The following is a 15,976-nucleotide window of genomic DNA, read 5'->3' on the forward strand; positions in this document are numbered from 1 at the left end:
GCCTCCAACATGGAGCGTGGCATCCCGCCGTGGAGGAGATCCCGAATGAGCGATGTGGAGAACGCGGTCGCCCAGCCGCGTACGTCCGAGCGCGGTGCGGCCACGCGCAGCTCGCTGCTCGCCGCCGCCAGGGAGGTCTTCGTCTCCAAGGGCTTCGCCGAGGCCGGCGTGACGGACGTGGTAGCCAGGGCCGAGGCCAGCGTGGGCAGCCTCTACCACCACTTCTCCGGCAAGGCGGATCTCTACCTCACGCTGTGGGAGGAGTTCCAGGCCAGGCAGACGCAGCGGACCAAGCAGGCCGCCCGCGCGGCCAGGGCGACCGGCGAGAGCGACCCGATGCGGGTGTTCGTCGGCGCCGCCCGCGCCTACCTCGACGGCTGTCTCGAGGAGCGCGAGCTGGCCGAGCTGTTCCTGCGCGGTGACGGGCCGCCCGGCTTCGAGGTGGTCATGCGCGACCGGCTGCGCAAGTGGGCGGAGCTCAACGCGGCGCTGTTCGAGCACGACACCGCGCTCGTCGTGGTGCTCACCGGGGCGCTGGCGGCGGCCGTGCCCGAGGTGCTCCGCACAGGTGACCGCGACCTGGCCGAAGAGGTCCTCACCATCATCGGGCAGATCCGGCCGGCCGCTTCGGCGACCGCCGCCTCCAGCGGGTAGCCTCGGCGACTGTGCGACGGTTCACCCAAGGTTTCTACGGCTACGCGGTAGCCCTGTTCGTCTGTCTCGCGGGCGCGGGGCTGTTTCTGCTGGTCACCCCGCAGAGCCGGGAGGAGCACATCCCGCGGCTCGACTACTCCATCACCGTCGCCAACTTCGGCCACACGGTCCCGTACGGCGTGTGGGCGCCCCAGGGAGATCCGGCGAACTGGGTGCCCAACAGCAACAGGATCGCCGAGGGCGAGAACGGCGCGAAGGTCCTCTACCTGGGCTACGCCACGGCCGCGCGGCAGCACGCGATGTTCGCGCAGAGCGACGAGCGGCCGGCGGCCGGGTTCGCCAGCCGCATGGCCAACACCGACAAGGCCGCAGGCGGCCAGCAGGTCGGCGGCGTCGCGTGGGAGCGGCGCTTCAGGGAGGACAAGAACCAGCGCTCGCTGGTGCGCGTGCTGCCCGACGTGACGCTCGTCATCACCGGGACGGCCGACTGGACCGAGCTGGGCGAGCTGGCCGCACGCCTCCAGCAGCGACCCAAGGGCTGAGCGTGCCGTGATTGTCGGCCGGTCCCTCTAGGGTGGTGACGTGGCAGACGAGAAGGCACCCTCATACGAGCAGGCCCGCGAGGAGCTGACCGAGGTGGTGCGCCGCCTGGAGACCGGCGGGCTCACCCTGGAGCAGTCGATCGAGCTCTGGGAGCGCGGCGAGAAGCTGGCGGCCGTCTGCGAGGAATGGCTCCAGGGAGCCAGGGTCAAGCTGGCCGCCGCCATGGCCCGCCGCTCCGAGCCCACCTCTCCTGGCTCCGACGACACCCCCTTCTAGGGGCTTTCAGGGCCGCACGCCCACGAGCTTCGGGTCGCACGCACACGAGCTGTTGGGCGCCCACCCACGAGCTTCGGGCCCGCCGTCTTGCGAGCCCGCCCCTCCCACGGACCCGCAAGGGGCGTCAGGCGTCCGTTCTGACCAGGGCCACCACCGGGATGCGGCGGGTGGTCTTCTTCTCGTACTCGGCGAACTGGGGCGCCTGCTCCACCATCCTGGCGTAGAGGCGGTCGCGCTCCTCGCCCTCGGCGACGACGGCCTTCACCTCGAACGTCTCCGTCCCGATCTCCGCCGTCGCCGCGGGCGTGGCGATCAGGTTGTGGTACCACGCGGGGTTGCTGTCGTCGCCCCCCTTGGAGGCGATGACGACGTAGCGGTCGCCGTCCTTCAGGTACATCACCGGCGTGGTGACGCGCCTGCCGCTCTTGGCGCCCGTGGTGGTGAGCAGCACCAGCGGCGCGCCCTCGAACATGCCGCCGACCCGGCCCTCGTTCTCGCGGAACTCCTTGATGATCTGCTTGTTGAACTCGTTGTAGTCGATGGTCACGCTTCGCTCCTCGGTAATCGGAGAACTCTCCGGTTGTAGCCTAATCGGAGAGCTCTCCGTTTGTCACCGATATGCTCGGCCACGTGTGCGGACGCCGATTCCTGCCCGTGGTCGGGCAACCCCAGCCCGAGCGGGCCGATGCCGCGCGCAACCGGCAGAAGATCATCGACGTGGCCACGCGGATGATCGCCGAGCACGGGGCGGCGGACCTCTCGCTCGACGAGGTCGCCCGCGTGGCGGGCGTGGGCGTGGGCACGGTCTACCGGCGTTTCGGCGACCGCACGGGCCTGGCGATGGCGCTGCTCGACGAGGGGGAGCGACGCTTCCAGGAGTCCTTCTTCGCCGGGCCGCCGCCGCTCGGCCCCGGCGCGCCCGCGGGCGAGCGGATCGTCGCGTTCATGCGGGCGCTCGTCGACCGGGTGGTGGCGCAGGAGGAGCTGTTCCTGCTGCTGGAGAGGGGCAAGGTGAAGGGGTTCAGCACCCCGTACCGGATCTACCACGTCCATCTCACGGCGCTGCTGGCGCGGGCGTGCCCGCGGGCCGACGCCGCGTACTTCGCCGACGCCCTGCTCGCGCCCGTCAACGCCTATCTGATCGCGTTCCAGCGGGAGGAACGCGGCATGACGGTCGAGCAGATCAAGTCAGGCGTGACCGCCGTGGCCGAGGCCATGCTCCGCTAGGTCATCGGGCTCCGCTAGGTCATCAGGCAGAGCAGGTTGCCCTCCGAGTCCCTGAACGCGGCCATCCGGATCTCCTTGTCGCGGGTGCCGAACGTCCCGTCGTCGGTGAAGACCAGGTGCGGCTCCTGGACGATCGCGACGTCGTGCGCGCGCAACCGGGCCACGTCGGCTTCGAGGTCGTCCGTGGCGAGGTAGAGCACCGCTGAGGGCGCGCCCTTCTCGATCAGCAGGCGTACGCCGTCGAGGTCGAAGAAGGCCAGCCCGGGCGGCCGGTAGGTGGCGATGTGCCGCAGGCCGAGCACGTCGCGGTAGAAGGCGGTGGCTCGGTCGAGGTCGTCGGCGTGCTGGGCGACCTGGGTGAGTCCTCTCATGCGCCGAACGTAGACCCCGGAGCCGTCACGCGCTCCTCCTTCGACCCGTTACGCATGCTCCGGCTCGTCGGGAGCTTCGCGGCCTGCCCGGCTCGTCCCGCTCTTCGCCCCGCTCTTCGCCCCGCTCTTCGTCCCGCCCGCCCGGCTCTTCGGCCTGGCCGGCGCACTTCCGCTCGTCCCGCTCTTCGGCTCGTCCGACCCATCGGGCCCGTCCGGTTCTTCTGCGCGTACGGTCAGGCGGTCGTCGCTCAGCCGGATCGTCAGGAGCGTGCCGGGGGAGACGTCCTTGGCCAGGCGGACCACGTCGCCGGACGGGTGCTGCACGATGGCGTAGCCGCGTTCCAGCGTGGCGGCGGGGGACAGCGCGATGAGGCGGGCGCGCAGATGGGTGAGGTCGTCTTCTGCGCGGTCGAGCGAGGACGACAGCGAACGCCTGGCCCGGTCGCGCAGCGCTTCGGCCTGCTCGGCCCGGCGCTCCAGCTCGCGTACGGGATCGGCCAAGGAGGGCCGCGAGCGCACGGACGTCAGCCAGGACATCTCCCGGTCGAGCCAGCCGCTCACCACCCTGCGGCCACGGTCGCGGAGCTGGCGCACCAGCGTGAGCTGCTCGCCCACGTCGGGCACGACCTTCTTGGCCGCGTCGGTGGGCGTGGAGGCCCGCACGTCGGCCACCAGGTCGAGCAGCGGGCTGTCCTGCTCGTGGCCGATCGCGCTCACCACGGGGGTGCGGCAGGCGGCCACGGCGCGCACCAGCGTCTCGTCGGAGAACGGGAGGAGGTCTTCGAGCGAGCCGCCGCCCCTGGCGACGACGATCACGTCGATCGAGGCGTCGGCGTCGAGCTTGCGCAGCGCCTCCGTCACCTCGGCCACCGCGTAAGGCCCCTGGACGGCGACTTCCTCGACCTTGAACCGCACCGCCGGCCAGCGCCTGCGCGAGTTTTCCAGCACGTCGCGCTCGGCCGCCGACTCACGCCCGCAGACGAGCCCGATCGTGCTCGGCAGGAACGGCAGCCGCCGCTTCCTGTCGGCGTTGAACAGCCCCTCGGCGGCCAGCAGTTGCCTGAGCCGCTCAAGCCTGACCATCATCTCGCCCACGCCGACCGGGCGCATCTCCAGCGCGGTGAAGGCGAACGAGCCCCTGTTGACCCAGAAGTCGGGCTTGACGTGCAGCACCACCCTGGAGCCGTTGGCCGGCCGCGGCACGGTCGCCTCGTAGACGCCGCGCGGGGCGGTGACCCTGGCGGACACGTTGGCGACCGGGTCGCGCAGGGTCAGGAACACCGTGCCGCCACGGGTGCTCAGGTCGGTGATCTCACCTTCGACCCAGACCGTGCCGAGTCTGCCGATCCATCCGCCCACCATCTGCAGGACCGTGCGGATCGGCAGGGGAGACTCAGGCGTGGTCTTCGAGCTCATGGCGGAAGACTACGGGCTCGGTGCGACGTTATTCCCCGGCCTGCAGCTTGGCCAGGCGGTTCTCGAACATCTTGATGACCTCGGGCCGCGCGGCGGTGGACCGCTCGAACTCCAGGTAGGAGCCGATCTGCTCGGCGCTCTTGCCGCGCATCCTGGCGCGCAGGGACGCCACGGTGAGGCTGGAGTAGCCGGGCAGCGGCTCGGTCAGGTTCACGGCAGCGGCGGCGACGGGCTCGGGGGCCTTGGCGGGCTCGGCCGTGGCGGCGGCGGGCTCGGCCGTGGCGGCGGCGGGCTCGGGCGCGGCGGCCGGCTCTGGCGCCACCTCGGGCGCCACCTCGGATGCCTTGCCGGAAGTCTTGGTCGCGGCCTTCGGCCTGGCGGCCCTGGTCCTAGGCTTGGCGGTCTTCGGCTTCGCGGCGGGCTCGGGCTCGGCCACTGCGGGGTCGGCTACGGCCTTGGGCGCGGCGGGCGCGACCTCCGGCTCGGGCGCGGAGGTGACGACCGGCTCCTGGACGGGCTCGGGGGCCACGTCCGTCGTGGTGACGGACTCCTTGGCGGCGGTGCCGGCCTGGGCGGCGGCCTCCGGCTCGGGGTCCGCGGTCGCGGGCTTGGAGACGGTCTCCGGCTTGGCGGCGGCTTCCGGCTTGGCGGCGGCCTCGGGCTCGGCGGCGGGCGCCGGCTCGGTCTTGGGAGCGGGGGAGAAGATGACCGGGTCCGGCTTCGTCTTGGCGACCCCGTTGGGCTCGGCGGCGGGGCGCGGGGAGAAGATGACCGGCTCCTTGCGCTCGGCCTTGCCCTCCTCGGCCTCGGCCGGCGCGGCGGCCACCTGCTGAGCGGCGGAGGGACGGGAGTCCTTCTCCTCCTCGTGCTCCTCCTTGGAGCCGATGCCCTTGATGGAGTTCTTCATGCGGTCCACGAGCAGCAGCGCCTGCCCGGCGGCGCTCAGCGTGGTCTGGACGACGAGAAGCGGCAGGTCCTTGGCCTTCTCCTTGAGTTCGTCCTTGTTGGTAACGGTTTTAGCGATGTTGCGTATCACGTCGCTGAAGGACATGTACGTCTCCCTGGGAGGTCAGTGATGGACGGACAGTCTGGCAAATCGCGGGCAACCACGCACGCGCGGGCCAGAACGCCGCTCCACGTAGCATAGAAAGTATGGAGCCCCAGACCCCCACTTCCCGCCGAGTCCTCGTTGCCAAGCCACGGGGCTACTGCGCCGGAGTCGATCGAGCCGTGGTAGCGGTCGAGAAGGCTCTGGAGCAGTATGGTGCCCCGGTCTACGTGCGCAAGCAGATCGTCCACAACACCCACGTCGTCAAGACGCTCGAGGCCAGGGGCGCCGTCTTCGTCGACGAGACCGAGGAGGTGCCCGAGGGCGAGATCGTCGTCTTCTCGGCCCACGGCGTCTCCCCGGTCGTCCACGAGGAGGCCAGACAGCGCGGACTGCGGACGATCGACGCCACGTGTCCGCTGGTCACGAAGGTGCACAACGAGGCCAAGCGGTTCGCCGCCGCCGACTACGACATCCTGCTGATCGGCCACGAGGGCCACGAGGAGGTAGAGGGCACCTCGGGCGAGGCCCCCGACCACATCCAGCTCGTCGACGGCCTCGACGCGGTCGGCAAGGTGGAGGTGAAGGACCCGAGCAAGCTGGTGTGGCTGTCGCAGACCACGCTCTCGGTCGACGAGACCACCGAGACCGTCGCCCGGCTCAAGGAGCGCTTCCCCACGCTCATCGACCCGCCCAGCGACGACATCTGCTACGCCACCCAGAACCGTCAGGTGGCGGTCAAGGAGATCGCCGCCGAGTCCGAGCTGGTCATCGTGGTCGGCTCCGACAACTCCTCCAACTCCAAGCGGCTGGTCGAGGTGGCGAAGGACTACGGCGCGCAGGCGTCGTACCTGGTCGACAACGCCGACTACATCCGCGACGAGTGGCTCGACGGCGTCACCACGGTCGGCGTCACCAGCGGCGCCTCGGTGCCGGAAGAGCTGGTGGCGGAGGTGCTGGCGCGGCTGGCCCGCCACGGGTTCGGCGACGTGACGGAGGTCGAGCCGGTGGAGGAGCGCATGCGCTTCGCCCTGCCCCACGAACTGCGCAAGGACCTGCGGGCCTCCTGAGCCCCGATGCCGGTCCCTGGCTTTCTTCTGAAGCCGGGGGCCGGTTCTAGTCTTCGCTGCGCGGCGTGCCGTACACCTTGGGCTCGAAATAGCCCTCCGGCTCTGGCACGAACGGCTGGCGCGGGCGCGGCACCTCCGCCGCGTCCGCCTTCAGCTCCTCACGAAGCTCGCGTACGTTGTCGCGCAGCCCGCGCCGCCACGCCACGCCCAGCACGATCGCCGAGCCGGCGAAGAGCCACGGCGCGCCCCGCGTCATCGACGTGTAGAGGCCCAGCGCCAGCGACTGCACCACCGACACCGAGCCGAGAGCCCGCCCGAGCTCGACGAACAGGGTGGCGCAGAAGAACACCAGCGGCGGCGTCACCACCAGCGAAAGCAGCTCGCGCCGGTTGACCAGCAGCGCGCCGAGCGCGCTGGCCAGCACGAACGCCGCGCCCACGATGTGGTCGACGTCGAACACGGCCGCCAGCACGTAGCCCGCCAGGGTGGCCACCAGGGCGAGCGCGATGGCGCCGCGCGCCGTCAGCCTGACGGCAGAACGCCTGCCCTTCTCACCCACTTGCCCTCCCCCGTCACTGCGACCCGTTGGCCAACTTACCGTTCGCGTGGGAAATCAGTGAGGAGGTTTCGAGCAGTTCGGGGGAGCTCAGGGGTCTGGGCAGCCCTTCGAGCATCTCAGGGGAGTCGAGATCGCCGTCCACGACGCCGAGATCGTGAAGTTTGCGTGCGGTGACCAGGACACGGCTTTCGAGCGATCCGACCGACTTGTTGTACGCCTCCACGGTCCGGGTGAGCGCCTTGCCGAGCGACTCGACGTTCCTGCCGAGGGACGACAGCCGTTCGTACAGCTCCTTGCCCAGCTCGAACACCGCCCGCGCGTTCTCGCTCAGCGCCGCCTGCTGCCAGGCGTAGTGCGCGGTGCGCAGCATCGTGATCAGCGTCGTGGGCGTCGCGATGTGCACCCGCCGCGTCATCGCGTACTCCAGCAGGGAGGGGTCGCGTTCGAGCGCCGGCGCCAGGAACGCCTCACCGGGGATGAACAGCACCACGAACTCCGGCGACGGGTTGAACCCCTGCCAGTAGGCCTTGGCCGCCAGCCGGTCGATGTGCTCGCGCACGTGCCGGGCGTGGGCGTCGAGGCGTACGGTCGCGAGCGACTCGTCCGACGCCTCCGCGGCCTCCAGATAGGCCGCCAGCGAGACCTTGGAGTCGACCACGATGTTCTTGCCCCCGGCGAGCCTGACGACCATGTCGGGCCGCATGGAGCCCTCGGTGACCTGCTCGTCGAAGTCGCAGTAACGCTGCATGCCGGCGATCTCGGCGACCCTGCGCAGCTGCAGCTCGCCCCACCGGCCCCGCGCCTCGGGCCGCTGCAGGGCCCTGACCAAAGCGGTGGTCTGGGAGCGGAGCTGCTCGTTGCTCCGCTGCACGAACTCCAGCTGCTTGGCCAGCTCGGCCCGCGCCGCCCGCTGCCCCGACTCGGAGTCGCGCAGCTGGGACTCCACCCGCGTGAGCGCGTCCTTCAGCGGCTCGACCAGGTGCTCGACGGCCAGCCTGCGTTGTTCGAGATCGCCCGCCGCCTCGGCCCTCGTGGCCGCGAGCCGGCTCTCCGCCAGCTCGAGGAAGCGCACGTTGTTGACGTCGAGCGCGCGCGTGGACAGCGCCTGGAAGCGCTCGGCCAGCTGTTCCTCGACGTAGACCAGCTTCTCGGCGGCCGCCCTGGCCCGCGCGTCCGACTCGGCGATCCGCACCGCGGCCCGCGTCCTGGCCACCAGGAACCCCACGAGCAACCCGACGGCGAGACCTATGAGAAGCGAGACGACGTCCACTCCATCGATGATTGCAGGCCCGCCGGGCCCCGATCTCGCCGACACGCTTGGGCGTTCCGCTTGTGCGGCACATCTCTCGTCACGCAGAGTACCGGCATGAACACGGGACCGAAGATGGCCGCGGCGGGCGCCGCCCTGGCGATCACCCTGATCGCCCTGGCCGGAGCCGTCATCGCCGGGTCGGGGAGCGGCACCCGGCCGCGTCCTGTCCTGCGCTGGTCCCCCGGCGCCTGCGTCACGGGGGAGTACGCGCTGACCGCGTGCAACGGCGGCGAGTCCGAGGTGGTGGCGCTGGCCCCCGACCCGCCGGGCCCCGGGGACTGTCCCGAGGACACCGACGACGTCCTGCGCGTCGGAGCCGGCCGTACGGCGTGCGTACGCAACTTCCTCGAACCGCACCCCGGCGCGCCCGGCGGAGGCGGCGGCCTGCTCAGGCCGGGCGACTGCGTCACGCTGGACGGCCGCGAGCGGCCGTGCGCGGGCCCCGGCTGGTACGGCAGGTCCGTCGCGATCGTCGAAGACCCCGGCGCCTGCCCGTCCGGCACCCTGGACGCTCTCGACGGCGACCCCCACGTGATCTGCCTGGGCCCGGGCGGCCAGGTGCTCGACCGGGGCGCCTGCGTGGCCGAGCCGGCCACGGACGTGATCGCCAGGTCCGCCGTCACCAGGGTCCCGTGCGGCTCTGCTGACGCCTGGGCGAGGGTGCTGTCGTTCGAGAGCGAGCCCTCGGCCTGCCCCCAGGGCGCGCGCCGTTATCTGCGCGCCGAGCAGGCCTATCGTCCGGTTACCTGTCTGTCCGTGCTGAGCCAGTAAACTCGGCGCCGTGAGCGAGCGAAGCGAGTCAACCATTCAGCGCGGCCCTGTCGGCCTCTTCCCGGCGATGGAGTGGGTCGGATGAGCCTGTCCATCGGGATCGTCGGCCTGCCCAACGTCGGCAAGTCCACGCTCTTCAACGCGCTGACCAAGACCGGCAACGCGCTCGCGGCGAACTACCCGTTCGCCACCATCGAGCCCAACGTGGGCATCGTCGGCGTGCCCGACGACCGGCTCCCCAAGCTGGCCGAGATCTTCGGCTCGGCCCGCATCCTGCCCGCCAAGGTCGAGTTCGTCGACATCGCGGGCCTGGTCAAGGGGGCCTCGGAGGGGCAGGGCAGGGGCAACCAGTTCCTCGCCAACATCCGCGACACCGACGCGATCTGCCAGGTCATCCGGGTCTTCAACGACCCCGACGTGACCCACGTCGACGGCGAGATCTCCCCCAAGCGCGACATCGAGACCATCAACACCGAGTTGATCATGGCCGACCTGCAGACGGTCGAGAAGGCCGTTCCGCGCCTGCAGAAGGAGGCGCGCAACAACAAGGACAAGAAGGTCGCGCTGGAGGCGGCGGAGGCCGCGCTGGCCGTGCTGGAGACCGGCAAGACGATCTTCGAGAGCGGTCTCGACCGTGCCGAGCTGCGCGAGCTCCACCTGCTGACGGCCAAGCCGTTCCTGTACGTGTTCAACCTCGACGCCGACGAGCTCACCGATGCCGCGCTGCGGGAGCAGCTGTCCGCGCTGGTCGCCCCGGCCGAGGCGGTCTTCCTCGACGCCAAGATCGAGTCGGAGCTGGTCGAGCTCGACGAGGAGGAGGCGCTGGAGCTGCTGCAGTCGGTCGGCCAGGAGGAGTCGGGCCTGCGCCAGCTCGCCAGGGTCGGCTTCGAGACGCTGGGGCTGCAGACCTACCTCACGGCCGGGCCGAAGGAGACCAGGGCCTGGACGATCCCCAAGGGCGCCACGGCGCCCGAGGCGGCCGGCGTGATCCACACCGACTTCCAGCGCGGCTTCATCAAGGCCGAGGTGATCTCCTTCGAGGAGCTGGTCGAGGCCGGCTCGATCGCCAGCGCCCGGTCGGTGGGCAAGGCGCGCATCGAGGGCAAGGACTACGTCATGCGCGACGGCGACGTGGTGGAGTTCCGCTTCAACGTCTGACGGGCGTCGAGCCCGGGGGCACATGGGGGAGTTCCGTTCGCGGCGAGCCGGTCACGGTGAGCGATGGCCTACTACGGTAAGTTACCGGCGGCGGATGGCGGCGAGGCTCATCGGCGGCTGATCCCCGGGTGTGAAGCTGAACGATTGCTCCGGGGACAAGTGATGCGTCAACCACTTTGGGCCCCCGCGCGTCGAATCGTCACGGCGTTCACGCTGACTCGGGAGGCCCTCATGATCCGTCGCATCATCCGGAAACGACGCCCCGCGCCCACGCTCGCGGGCATCAGCCTGGAGGAGGAGCTCGCCCTCATCAGGGTCGAGCTCATGTACGGCCTGCGCGTCAACCGCGAGGCGTACCTCCGCAGGAAGGTCGACGAGCGCAACGAGATGGCGACCCGCATGAGAGAGCGTGAGCCCGCCGAGATGCTGGCCGATCTCCGTGGCTCCCTGGAGCGGACGGTGCAGCCGACCGTCGTCGATCTGCGCAGCAGGCGCCAGTCGCGCACCCACCAGGACCCCGAGCCCGCCTGACCGGACACCCGGACGGAACCCCGCTCGGGGCTCCGTCCGAGGCCCTGTCTGAGGCGCTGTCCGAGGCCCCGTCTGAGGCCCTGTCTGAGGCGCTGTCCGAAGCTGAGGGCTCGGAGTTCGGCCTGGATCTGGTTCAGACTCATGCCGAATCCGCAGGTCGCGAGAGTCCATGCCTGTTTTGGACAGGAAAGCGTGGCCGCCGCGGTATGCGATTTTAGGCGTCTGGCCTGGTCAAAAGCCCATTCCACCGGGAACGCACAGGAATCGGCGCCGTGGCCTGTCATACGGGCCCGGTTTGCCGTGTGGACTGTCATGCCGCAGCATGGGCGTGGCTTTCCTGGAACAATGGCGGAGACCGGATAGGGTGACTACTTCACCGCGGATGATGGGGATCGGCAACGGACGACACCGCGCCAGCCGGGGGGATCGGCGCGAGCGGAGGCGTGATGGCTCGTAGGTCTACCGTCCAGCACGATCCTCGGATCGCTGACGGGCCCGGGCTTTCCGCAACCCTCGATCCGGCCGACTATGACACGCCGCCGCCCCGCAGGCCGCGGCGTGGCGGCTGGTCGGGTGGCGGCGGACGGTGGCTGGTGTGGACCGGCCGCATCATTCTTTGGGCACTTATTGTGGTGGTTGTCGTGAATGGGGTTCGTGCCCCATTTGAGAGGTTCACCCAGCAAGAACCGGCGACAACAACCGGCGCCGCACCGGCTGACAAGGGATTTCCCGCCGAGCAGGGCATGGCTTTCGCGGCCCAGTTCGCCGGCGTCTATCTCAATTTCAGCCCGGAAGACGCCGCCAGCAGGTCGAGCAAGCTGAAGGCGTTCCTGGCCGAGGGCATGGATCCGCAGTTGGGCTGGGACGGCTACGGCAAGCTGGCGGCCGTCGCCATCCAGCCGTACGACATCGAGGCGAGCGACGACAGGAACGCCGTGGTCAACGTGGCCTACCAGTCGGGCCCGCGCCGGATGATGCTGTCGGTCCCGGTCTACTACTCCGGCGACGAGGCCGGACGGCGGTTCGTGATCTCCGGCCGACCGGCGATCCTGCCCGCCCCCGCTCCGGCAGACCTGCCCCAGGTCGCCGCGCCGGAGACGGACGACGCGGCGGCCGCCGAGCTCAAGCCCCAGCTGGAGGGCTTCTTCAAGGACTACGCGTCAGGCGACACCGGCGGGCTGCAGCGCTACGTCGCCGCGGGCAAGAGCCTGCCCAGCTTCGCGGGCGCGTTCACCTTCTCGCAGCTCAAGGAAGTCGTGGTGCCTGTGGGGGGTGCCACCCGAGAGATCCAGGCGGTCGTGGTGTGGGCCGTGCCGAGCGATCCCCCGCCCACTCCCAACACCACCGACCCCGCGGTGGTCGGCGGCACGCTGGAGCAGGCCTACCGCCTGACCGTCGAAAAGCAGGGCGACAAGTGGTTCGTCGCCGACATCCGCGGTGGCGGCCGGGTCGCTGGATAGAGGCACGGCCGTGCTGCTGATCGGTACCCCCCGGGAGGACAAGAAGTGACCTTGAAGACCGTAATGCTCACCTTGATGGAGATGACGCCGACACCGACGCCCACGGGCATCGACACCGGAGGGCTGGCCAACTTCCTGCGCGCGTTCTTCGCGCCGCTGTTCCTCGTCGTGGTCTCCGTGGTCGCGCTGTTCTTCCTCTTCACCCGCGAGATCACGCGCTTCGTGCAGTTCCTCATCCTGGCCGTGGCCATCGGGGTGATCTTCTACGTTCCCAACATCATCGAGGTGACGGCGAAGGCGATCGCGGGCGCACTGGGCATCAGGTAAGGGTTGAGACCGCTCCGCGGCGGTCATGTACGAGCGGGTGGAGAGGAGGACCGCGTGGACCTGCCCACGTACACGAACATCTGGCGGATCGAGAAGCGGCTCTACAAGCTGTACGACCTACGGCTGCCGATGCCGCTGCCGATCGTCTGGATCGGCGTGTTCGTCGGGGTGTTCGTCCCGTGGTCGCTCCTGCTGGTCCTGGTGGGTGTGCCGGTGGAGATGCCCTGGCACGTGCTGTTCCTGGTGCCGCCGGGCATCGTGACGTGGTTGTCCACCCGTCCCGTCATCGAGGGCAAGCGCCTCACCGAACTGCTGGAGTCCCAGCTGCGCTACCTGGGGCAGCCGAAGGCCTGGTACCGCCTGGCGCCCAGCTCCGAGCCCGAGGCCGTGACGTTCTCCGGCCGGGTGTGGCGCACCGCGCCCGTACGCGCCAAGTCGAAGGGGCCGCGCAAGGCCCGCCATCCGCAGCGCAGGCGCGAAGGCGCCGCAGGGCCGCGCCAGGTGCGCCCCGCCGTCGCCGCCGCGGCGGCCGCGGCCACGCAGGCGCCCGTCGCCGAGCCGACGACCGCGCGCACCGGCTGGGGCACCCGCCGCGGCGCCGCACCCGCCCTCAAGTCCCAGGTACGCCAGGGGGCCACCGCGGGCGCCCCGGCGTCCGGGCGGCGCCAGGAACGCTCACTGCTGGGCGAGGCGGTGGGGGCGACGACGCCCGTACGGGGCGAACACGACCCTGAACCCGCCTCCCGGGTTTCTGCGGTTGAGGCGCCCCAGAACGGCACCACCACCGCAGGCCACGGCCGGAACCGCACCGGGGACCGGCGCATCGCAGGGCGGGCCGGACGGCGGTCCACGGATCACCTCGACGAACGCCCCGACGAACGCCCCGACGAACGCCCCGACGAACGCCCCGGCGAACACCCCGACGACCAGCTCGGCGAACGACCTGAGACCCGGCACCGCTCCGAGGTGGCGGGCAGCTCTGAGGTGCGGGACCGGCCTGAGGCGCGGAACCGCTTCGAGGCGGGGGACGGCTTTGAGACGCGGGACCGGCCTGAGGTGCAGGCCGCGATGAGTGCCGAGGCGCTGGCCGCTCAGGAGGCGGCAGCGGATCCGATCAGGACGGCGGAGAGCCGCAAGCCGACCGCCGGCAAGCCCATCGACACCGAGGCGCTGCGCAGGCTGCGGCGGCTCGCGGCGAGCGCCGACGGCCCGATCGACGCGAGGGATCGGGCCGACGCCGGTCCGCGTCCGGCGGGTGAGCGTCCCGAGGACGAGGTCGCCCGTGACAAGCACAGGAAGGGCCAGCCGCCGCGGCTCGTCCCCGGGCTGGTGCTCTCGGGCGGCCAGGGGGTCTGGCCGCCGCTCGACCCCGACGCCAAGCCGGTGCCCCGCCCCAGCGCCCGCAAGGACGAGACCCACGAGGACCTACGAGCGGACCTCCCACGTACCGGCACCCCAGGAACGCCCGCCGCGTCCCGGCAGGACACCGACTCCGAGGTCCCTGGCACTCCGGCCGAAACGCCGGAGGGCCACGACCCGCAGCCCGTGCGGAAGCTGTCCGAGGCCCGTGACACGCAGTCCGTGCGTGAGCGTGGCGACGCGGAGATCGCGGGCGGGACGGCCGGCGTGCCGGACCCGGCTGCTGCACAGGAGCCGGGCACGGCTGGTGCGCATGGGTCCGACGCCGCCGGCGTGAACGACGCCGCCGCAGCGTCGGCACCCGGGGCCGAAGTGCCCGGGCCCAAGGCGGCAAGACCCAAGGCGACCCGATCCAGGGCCACCCGATCCAAGGCGACCAAGTCCGAGGCGGCCAAGCTTGAGGCGGCCAAGCTTGAGGCACCCGAGTCCGAGGCACCGGGGTCCGAGGCGGCCGGGCTTGAGGTGAGCGGGTCCGAGGCGGTCGGAGCCGGTGGGGCCGGGACCGGTGACGCGCGCACGGCCGTAGACGGGGCTGAGAAGCACGCAGACGACCGCACAACCCCGGCGGCCGGTGAACGTACCGCCCCGGTGTCGGGCGATCGTGAGGCCGGGCGTGAGCCCGTGCCGGCTCAGGAGCGTGAGGCCGACCGCGAGCGGGTGACGGCCAGGGAGCGTGAGGTCGCCAGGGAGCGGCGGGCGGCTCGGGAGCGGGAGGCGGTGGCCGCCGCAGGCCGGGAGGTGGCCGAGGCGGCGCGGGGTGGGGCTGTGGTTCGGCCGGGTGGTGAGGTCGGTGGGGAGATCGGGCCCGTGCCCGTCCCACGGCCTGGCGAGGGCCGGGTGCGGCGGATCGAGTCCGTCGTGGGACGCGACTCCGGCGGCTGGCGGCGCATCGCTCAGGTCGTCGTCGGCGGCGGCGGGGTGCGGACCGACGGGTCCGAGATCGACGAGGCCAGGGCCAGGGGCGTGTTCGCGGGCAGCCGCAGGGTCGTCGTGCTGGGCTGCACCGGCGGCGCCGGGCAGAGCACCACGGCGCTCATGCTGGGCCACACGTTCGCCCAGCACCGCGACGACCGGGTCGTGGCCGTCGATGCCAACAGCGGCGGCGGCACGCTGACCAGCAAGATCCAGCCGGAGACCCCCGAGACCCTGACGTCGCTGCTGTCGGGGCTCGACCGGGTCAGCGGCTATCTCACCATGCGGGGTTACACCACGCGGACCGCCTCCGGTCTGGAGGTGATCAGCGCGGACACCGACGCGGGCGCCGAGCAGCGCCTCGCGGACAGGTCCTTCTTCTCCGACCACCGGCTCGGCGAATCCATGCGCCTGCTCGACCGCCACTACAAGCTGGCCGTCATCGACCCGGCCGCCGCCCTGGCGGCCAGGTTGCTGCCGTACGCGGACCAGCTCGTCCTGGTGGTCCCGGCGAGCGAGGAGGCGCCGGAGGCGGTGGCGATGACGTACGAGTGGCTCGACGGGCACGGGTGCGCGGAGCTGCGCAGGCGGGCGGTGATGGTGGTCAACGGCGTGAGCAGGCGTTCGATGACCGACGTCGAGCAGGCGGAGTCGGTGGCCAGAGGCAGGTGCCGGGCCATCGTCAGGGTCCCCTGGGAGGACGACCTCGCGCCGGGCGGCGCGGACGTCGTCGATCCCGGGCAGTTGCGCGCGGCCGGGCGGCGGGCGTACCTCGCCCTCGCCGGGGTCGTGGTCGCAGGTTTCGCGGCACAGTCCGTACGACCGAGCGAAGAGGAGTTGGCGAGTGACCCCCCGGGCACGAGAATCGGTGAGCGATAAGTGAACAAGCGAGCAGGTCTGGCCCGTTCATGCGCCGAGGGGG

17 protein-coding genes are annotated in these 15,976 nt (G+C 71.2%); 11 read left to right on the forward strand and 6 right to left on the reverse strand.

All coding sequences use genetic code 11. The annotated features are described in order from the left end of the window. Window positions 1-45: 45 nt before the first annotated feature. The 3 genes from AB0C28_RS35775 to AB0C28_RS35785 are packed head-to-tail and all read left to right on the forward strand — an operon-like array spanning window position 46 to window position 1,473. The gene (locus tag AB0C28_RS35775) at window positions 46-654 is read left to right on the forward strand and encodes a TetR/AcrR family transcriptional regulator (protein ID WP_357854937.1); all 609 of its coding nucleotides are present in this window, start codon (window positions 46-48) and stop codon (window positions 652-654) included. A gap of 11 nt (window positions 655-665) precedes the next feature. Continuing rightward, window positions 666-1,196, forward strand: coding sequence for a DUF4245 domain-containing protein (locus AB0C28_RS35780; protein ID WP_358080117.1), 531 nt, complete (start codon window positions 666-668; stop codon window positions 1,194-1,196). A gap of 40 nt (window positions 1,197-1,236) precedes the next feature. After that, window positions 1,237-1,473 carry an exodeoxyribonuclease VII small subunit gene (locus AB0C28_RS35785; RefSeq protein ID WP_357854931.1) on the forward strand — a complete coding sequence of 79 codons (237 nt, stop codon included), beginning with the start codon at window positions 1,237-1,239 and terminating at the stop codon, window positions 1,471-1,473. A 124-nt stretch (window positions 1,474-1,597) separates the two neighbouring features. Here the strand turns inward: AB0C28_RS35785 and AB0C28_RS35790 are convergent, their stop codons facing one another. Then, the gene (locus tag AB0C28_RS35790) at window positions 1,598-2,020 is read right to left on the reverse strand and encodes a nitroreductase family deazaflavin-dependent oxidoreductase (protein ID WP_358080118.1); all 423 of its coding nucleotides are present in this window, start codon (window positions 2,018-2,020) and stop codon (window positions 1,598-1,600) included. 83 nt (window positions 2,021-2,103) lie between these two features. Between AB0C28_RS35790 and AB0C28_RS35795 the strand changes: the two genes are divergently transcribed. Next, window positions 2,104-2,700, forward strand: coding sequence for a helix-turn-helix domain-containing protein (locus AB0C28_RS35795; RefSeq protein ID WP_357854926.1), 597 nt, complete (start codon window positions 2,104-2,106; stop codon window positions 2,698-2,700). Window positions 2,701-2,714: 14 nt separating this feature from the next. On the opposite strand, the gene AB0C28_RS35800 is transcribed toward AB0C28_RS35795, so the two are convergent. From AB0C28_RS35800 to AB0C28_RS35810, 3 genes are read right to left on the reverse strand one after another with little or no spacing between them, the layout of a single operon-like run. Next, window positions 2,715-3,071: a VOC family protein gene (locus tag AB0C28_RS35800; protein ID WP_357854923.1), complete on the reverse strand. Its 357-nt coding sequence runs from the start codon at window positions 3,069-3,071 to the stop codon at window positions 2,715-2,717. A 48-nt stretch (window positions 3,072-3,119) separates the two neighbouring features. Continuing rightward, on the reverse strand, window positions 3,120-4,487 hold the full coding sequence (gene xseA, locus AB0C28_RS35805; protein ID WP_358080119.1) for an exodeoxyribonuclease VII large subunit: 1,368 nt from the start codon (window positions 4,485-4,487) through the stop codon (window positions 3,120-3,122). A gap of 28 nt (window positions 4,488-4,515) precedes the next feature. After that, window positions 4,516-5,538 (reverse strand): hypothetical protein, encoded by a 1,023-nt coding sequence (locus AB0C28_RS35810; RefSeq protein WP_358080120.1) that lies wholly within the window; start codon window positions 5,536-5,538, stop codon window positions 4,516-4,518. A 101-nt stretch (window positions 5,539-5,639) separates the two neighbouring features. Here AB0C28_RS35810 and AB0C28_RS35815 point away from each other — a divergent pair, with 101 nt between their 5' ends. Further along, a complete protein-coding gene (locus AB0C28_RS35815) occupies window positions 5,640-6,605 on the forward strand; it encodes a 4-hydroxy-3-methylbut-2-enyl diphosphate reductase (RefSeq protein WP_357854914.1) in 966 nt (321 codons plus the stop codon). A 46-nt stretch (window positions 6,606-6,651) separates the two neighbouring features. Here AB0C28_RS35815 and AB0C28_RS35820 read toward each other — a convergent pair whose 3' ends face one another. After that, entirely contained in the window at window positions 6,652-7,164 is a 513-nt protein-coding gene (locus AB0C28_RS35820) for a DUF6542 domain-containing protein (RefSeq protein ID WP_357854911.1), read from the reverse strand. A 13-nt stretch (window positions 7,165-7,177) separates the two neighbouring features. Beyond that, window positions 7,178-8,443 carry a DNA recombination protein RmuC gene (rmuC, locus tag AB0C28_RS35825; RefSeq protein WP_357855533.1) on the reverse strand — a complete coding sequence of 422 codons (1,266 nt, stop codon included), beginning with the start codon at window positions 8,441-8,443 and terminating at the stop codon, window positions 7,178-7,180. 87 nt (window positions 8,444-8,530) lie between these two features. Between rmuC and AB0C28_RS35830 the strand changes: the two genes are divergently transcribed. The 6 genes from AB0C28_RS35830 (at window position 8,531) to AB0C28_RS35855 (ending at window position 15,933) form a co-directional block, all read left to right on the forward strand. Then, window positions 8,531-9,247 (forward strand): hypothetical protein, encoded by a 717-nt coding sequence (locus tag AB0C28_RS35830; RefSeq protein ID WP_357854908.1) that lies wholly within the window; start codon window positions 8,531-8,533, stop codon window positions 9,245-9,247. Window positions 9,248-9,328: 81 nt separating this feature from the next. Continuing rightward, window positions 9,329-10,405 carry a redox-regulated ATPase YchF gene (ychF, locus tag AB0C28_RS35835; RefSeq protein ID WP_357854905.1) on the forward strand — a complete coding sequence of 359 codons (1,077 nt, stop codon included), beginning with the start codon at window positions 9,329-9,331 and terminating at the stop codon, window positions 10,403-10,405. 231 nt (window positions 10,406-10,636) lie between these two features. Next, window positions 10,637-10,936 (forward strand): hypothetical protein, encoded by a 300-nt coding sequence (locus AB0C28_RS35840; RefSeq protein WP_357854902.1) that lies wholly within the window; start codon window positions 10,637-10,639, stop codon window positions 10,934-10,936. Between the two features lie 743 nt (window positions 10,937-11,679). Then, window positions 11,680-12,396, forward strand: a complete 717-nt coding sequence (locus tag AB0C28_RS35845; protein WP_357854899.1) for a conjugal transfer protein — start codon at window positions 11,680-11,682, stop codon at window positions 12,394-12,396. A 63-nt stretch (window positions 12,397-12,459) separates the two neighbouring features. Then, window positions 12,460-12,723, forward strand: a complete 264-nt coding sequence (locus AB0C28_RS35850; protein WP_106240705.1) for a hypothetical protein — start codon at window positions 12,460-12,462, stop codon at window positions 12,721-12,723. Window positions 12,724-12,777: 54 nt separating this feature from the next. Beyond that, window positions 12,778-15,933 carry a TcpE family conjugal transfer membrane protein gene (locus AB0C28_RS35855; protein ID WP_358080121.1) on the forward strand — a complete coding sequence of 1,052 codons (3,156 nt, stop codon included), beginning with the start codon at window positions 12,778-12,780 and terminating at the stop codon, window positions 15,931-15,933. Window positions 15,934-15,976: the final 43 nt, after the last annotated feature.

It is taken from the genome of Nonomuraea sp. NPDC048892 (genome assembly GCF_040649735.1).
GTDB lineage: Bacteria > Actinomycetota > Actinomycetes > Streptosporangiales > Streptosporangiaceae > Nonomuraea > Nonomuraea maheshkhaliensis.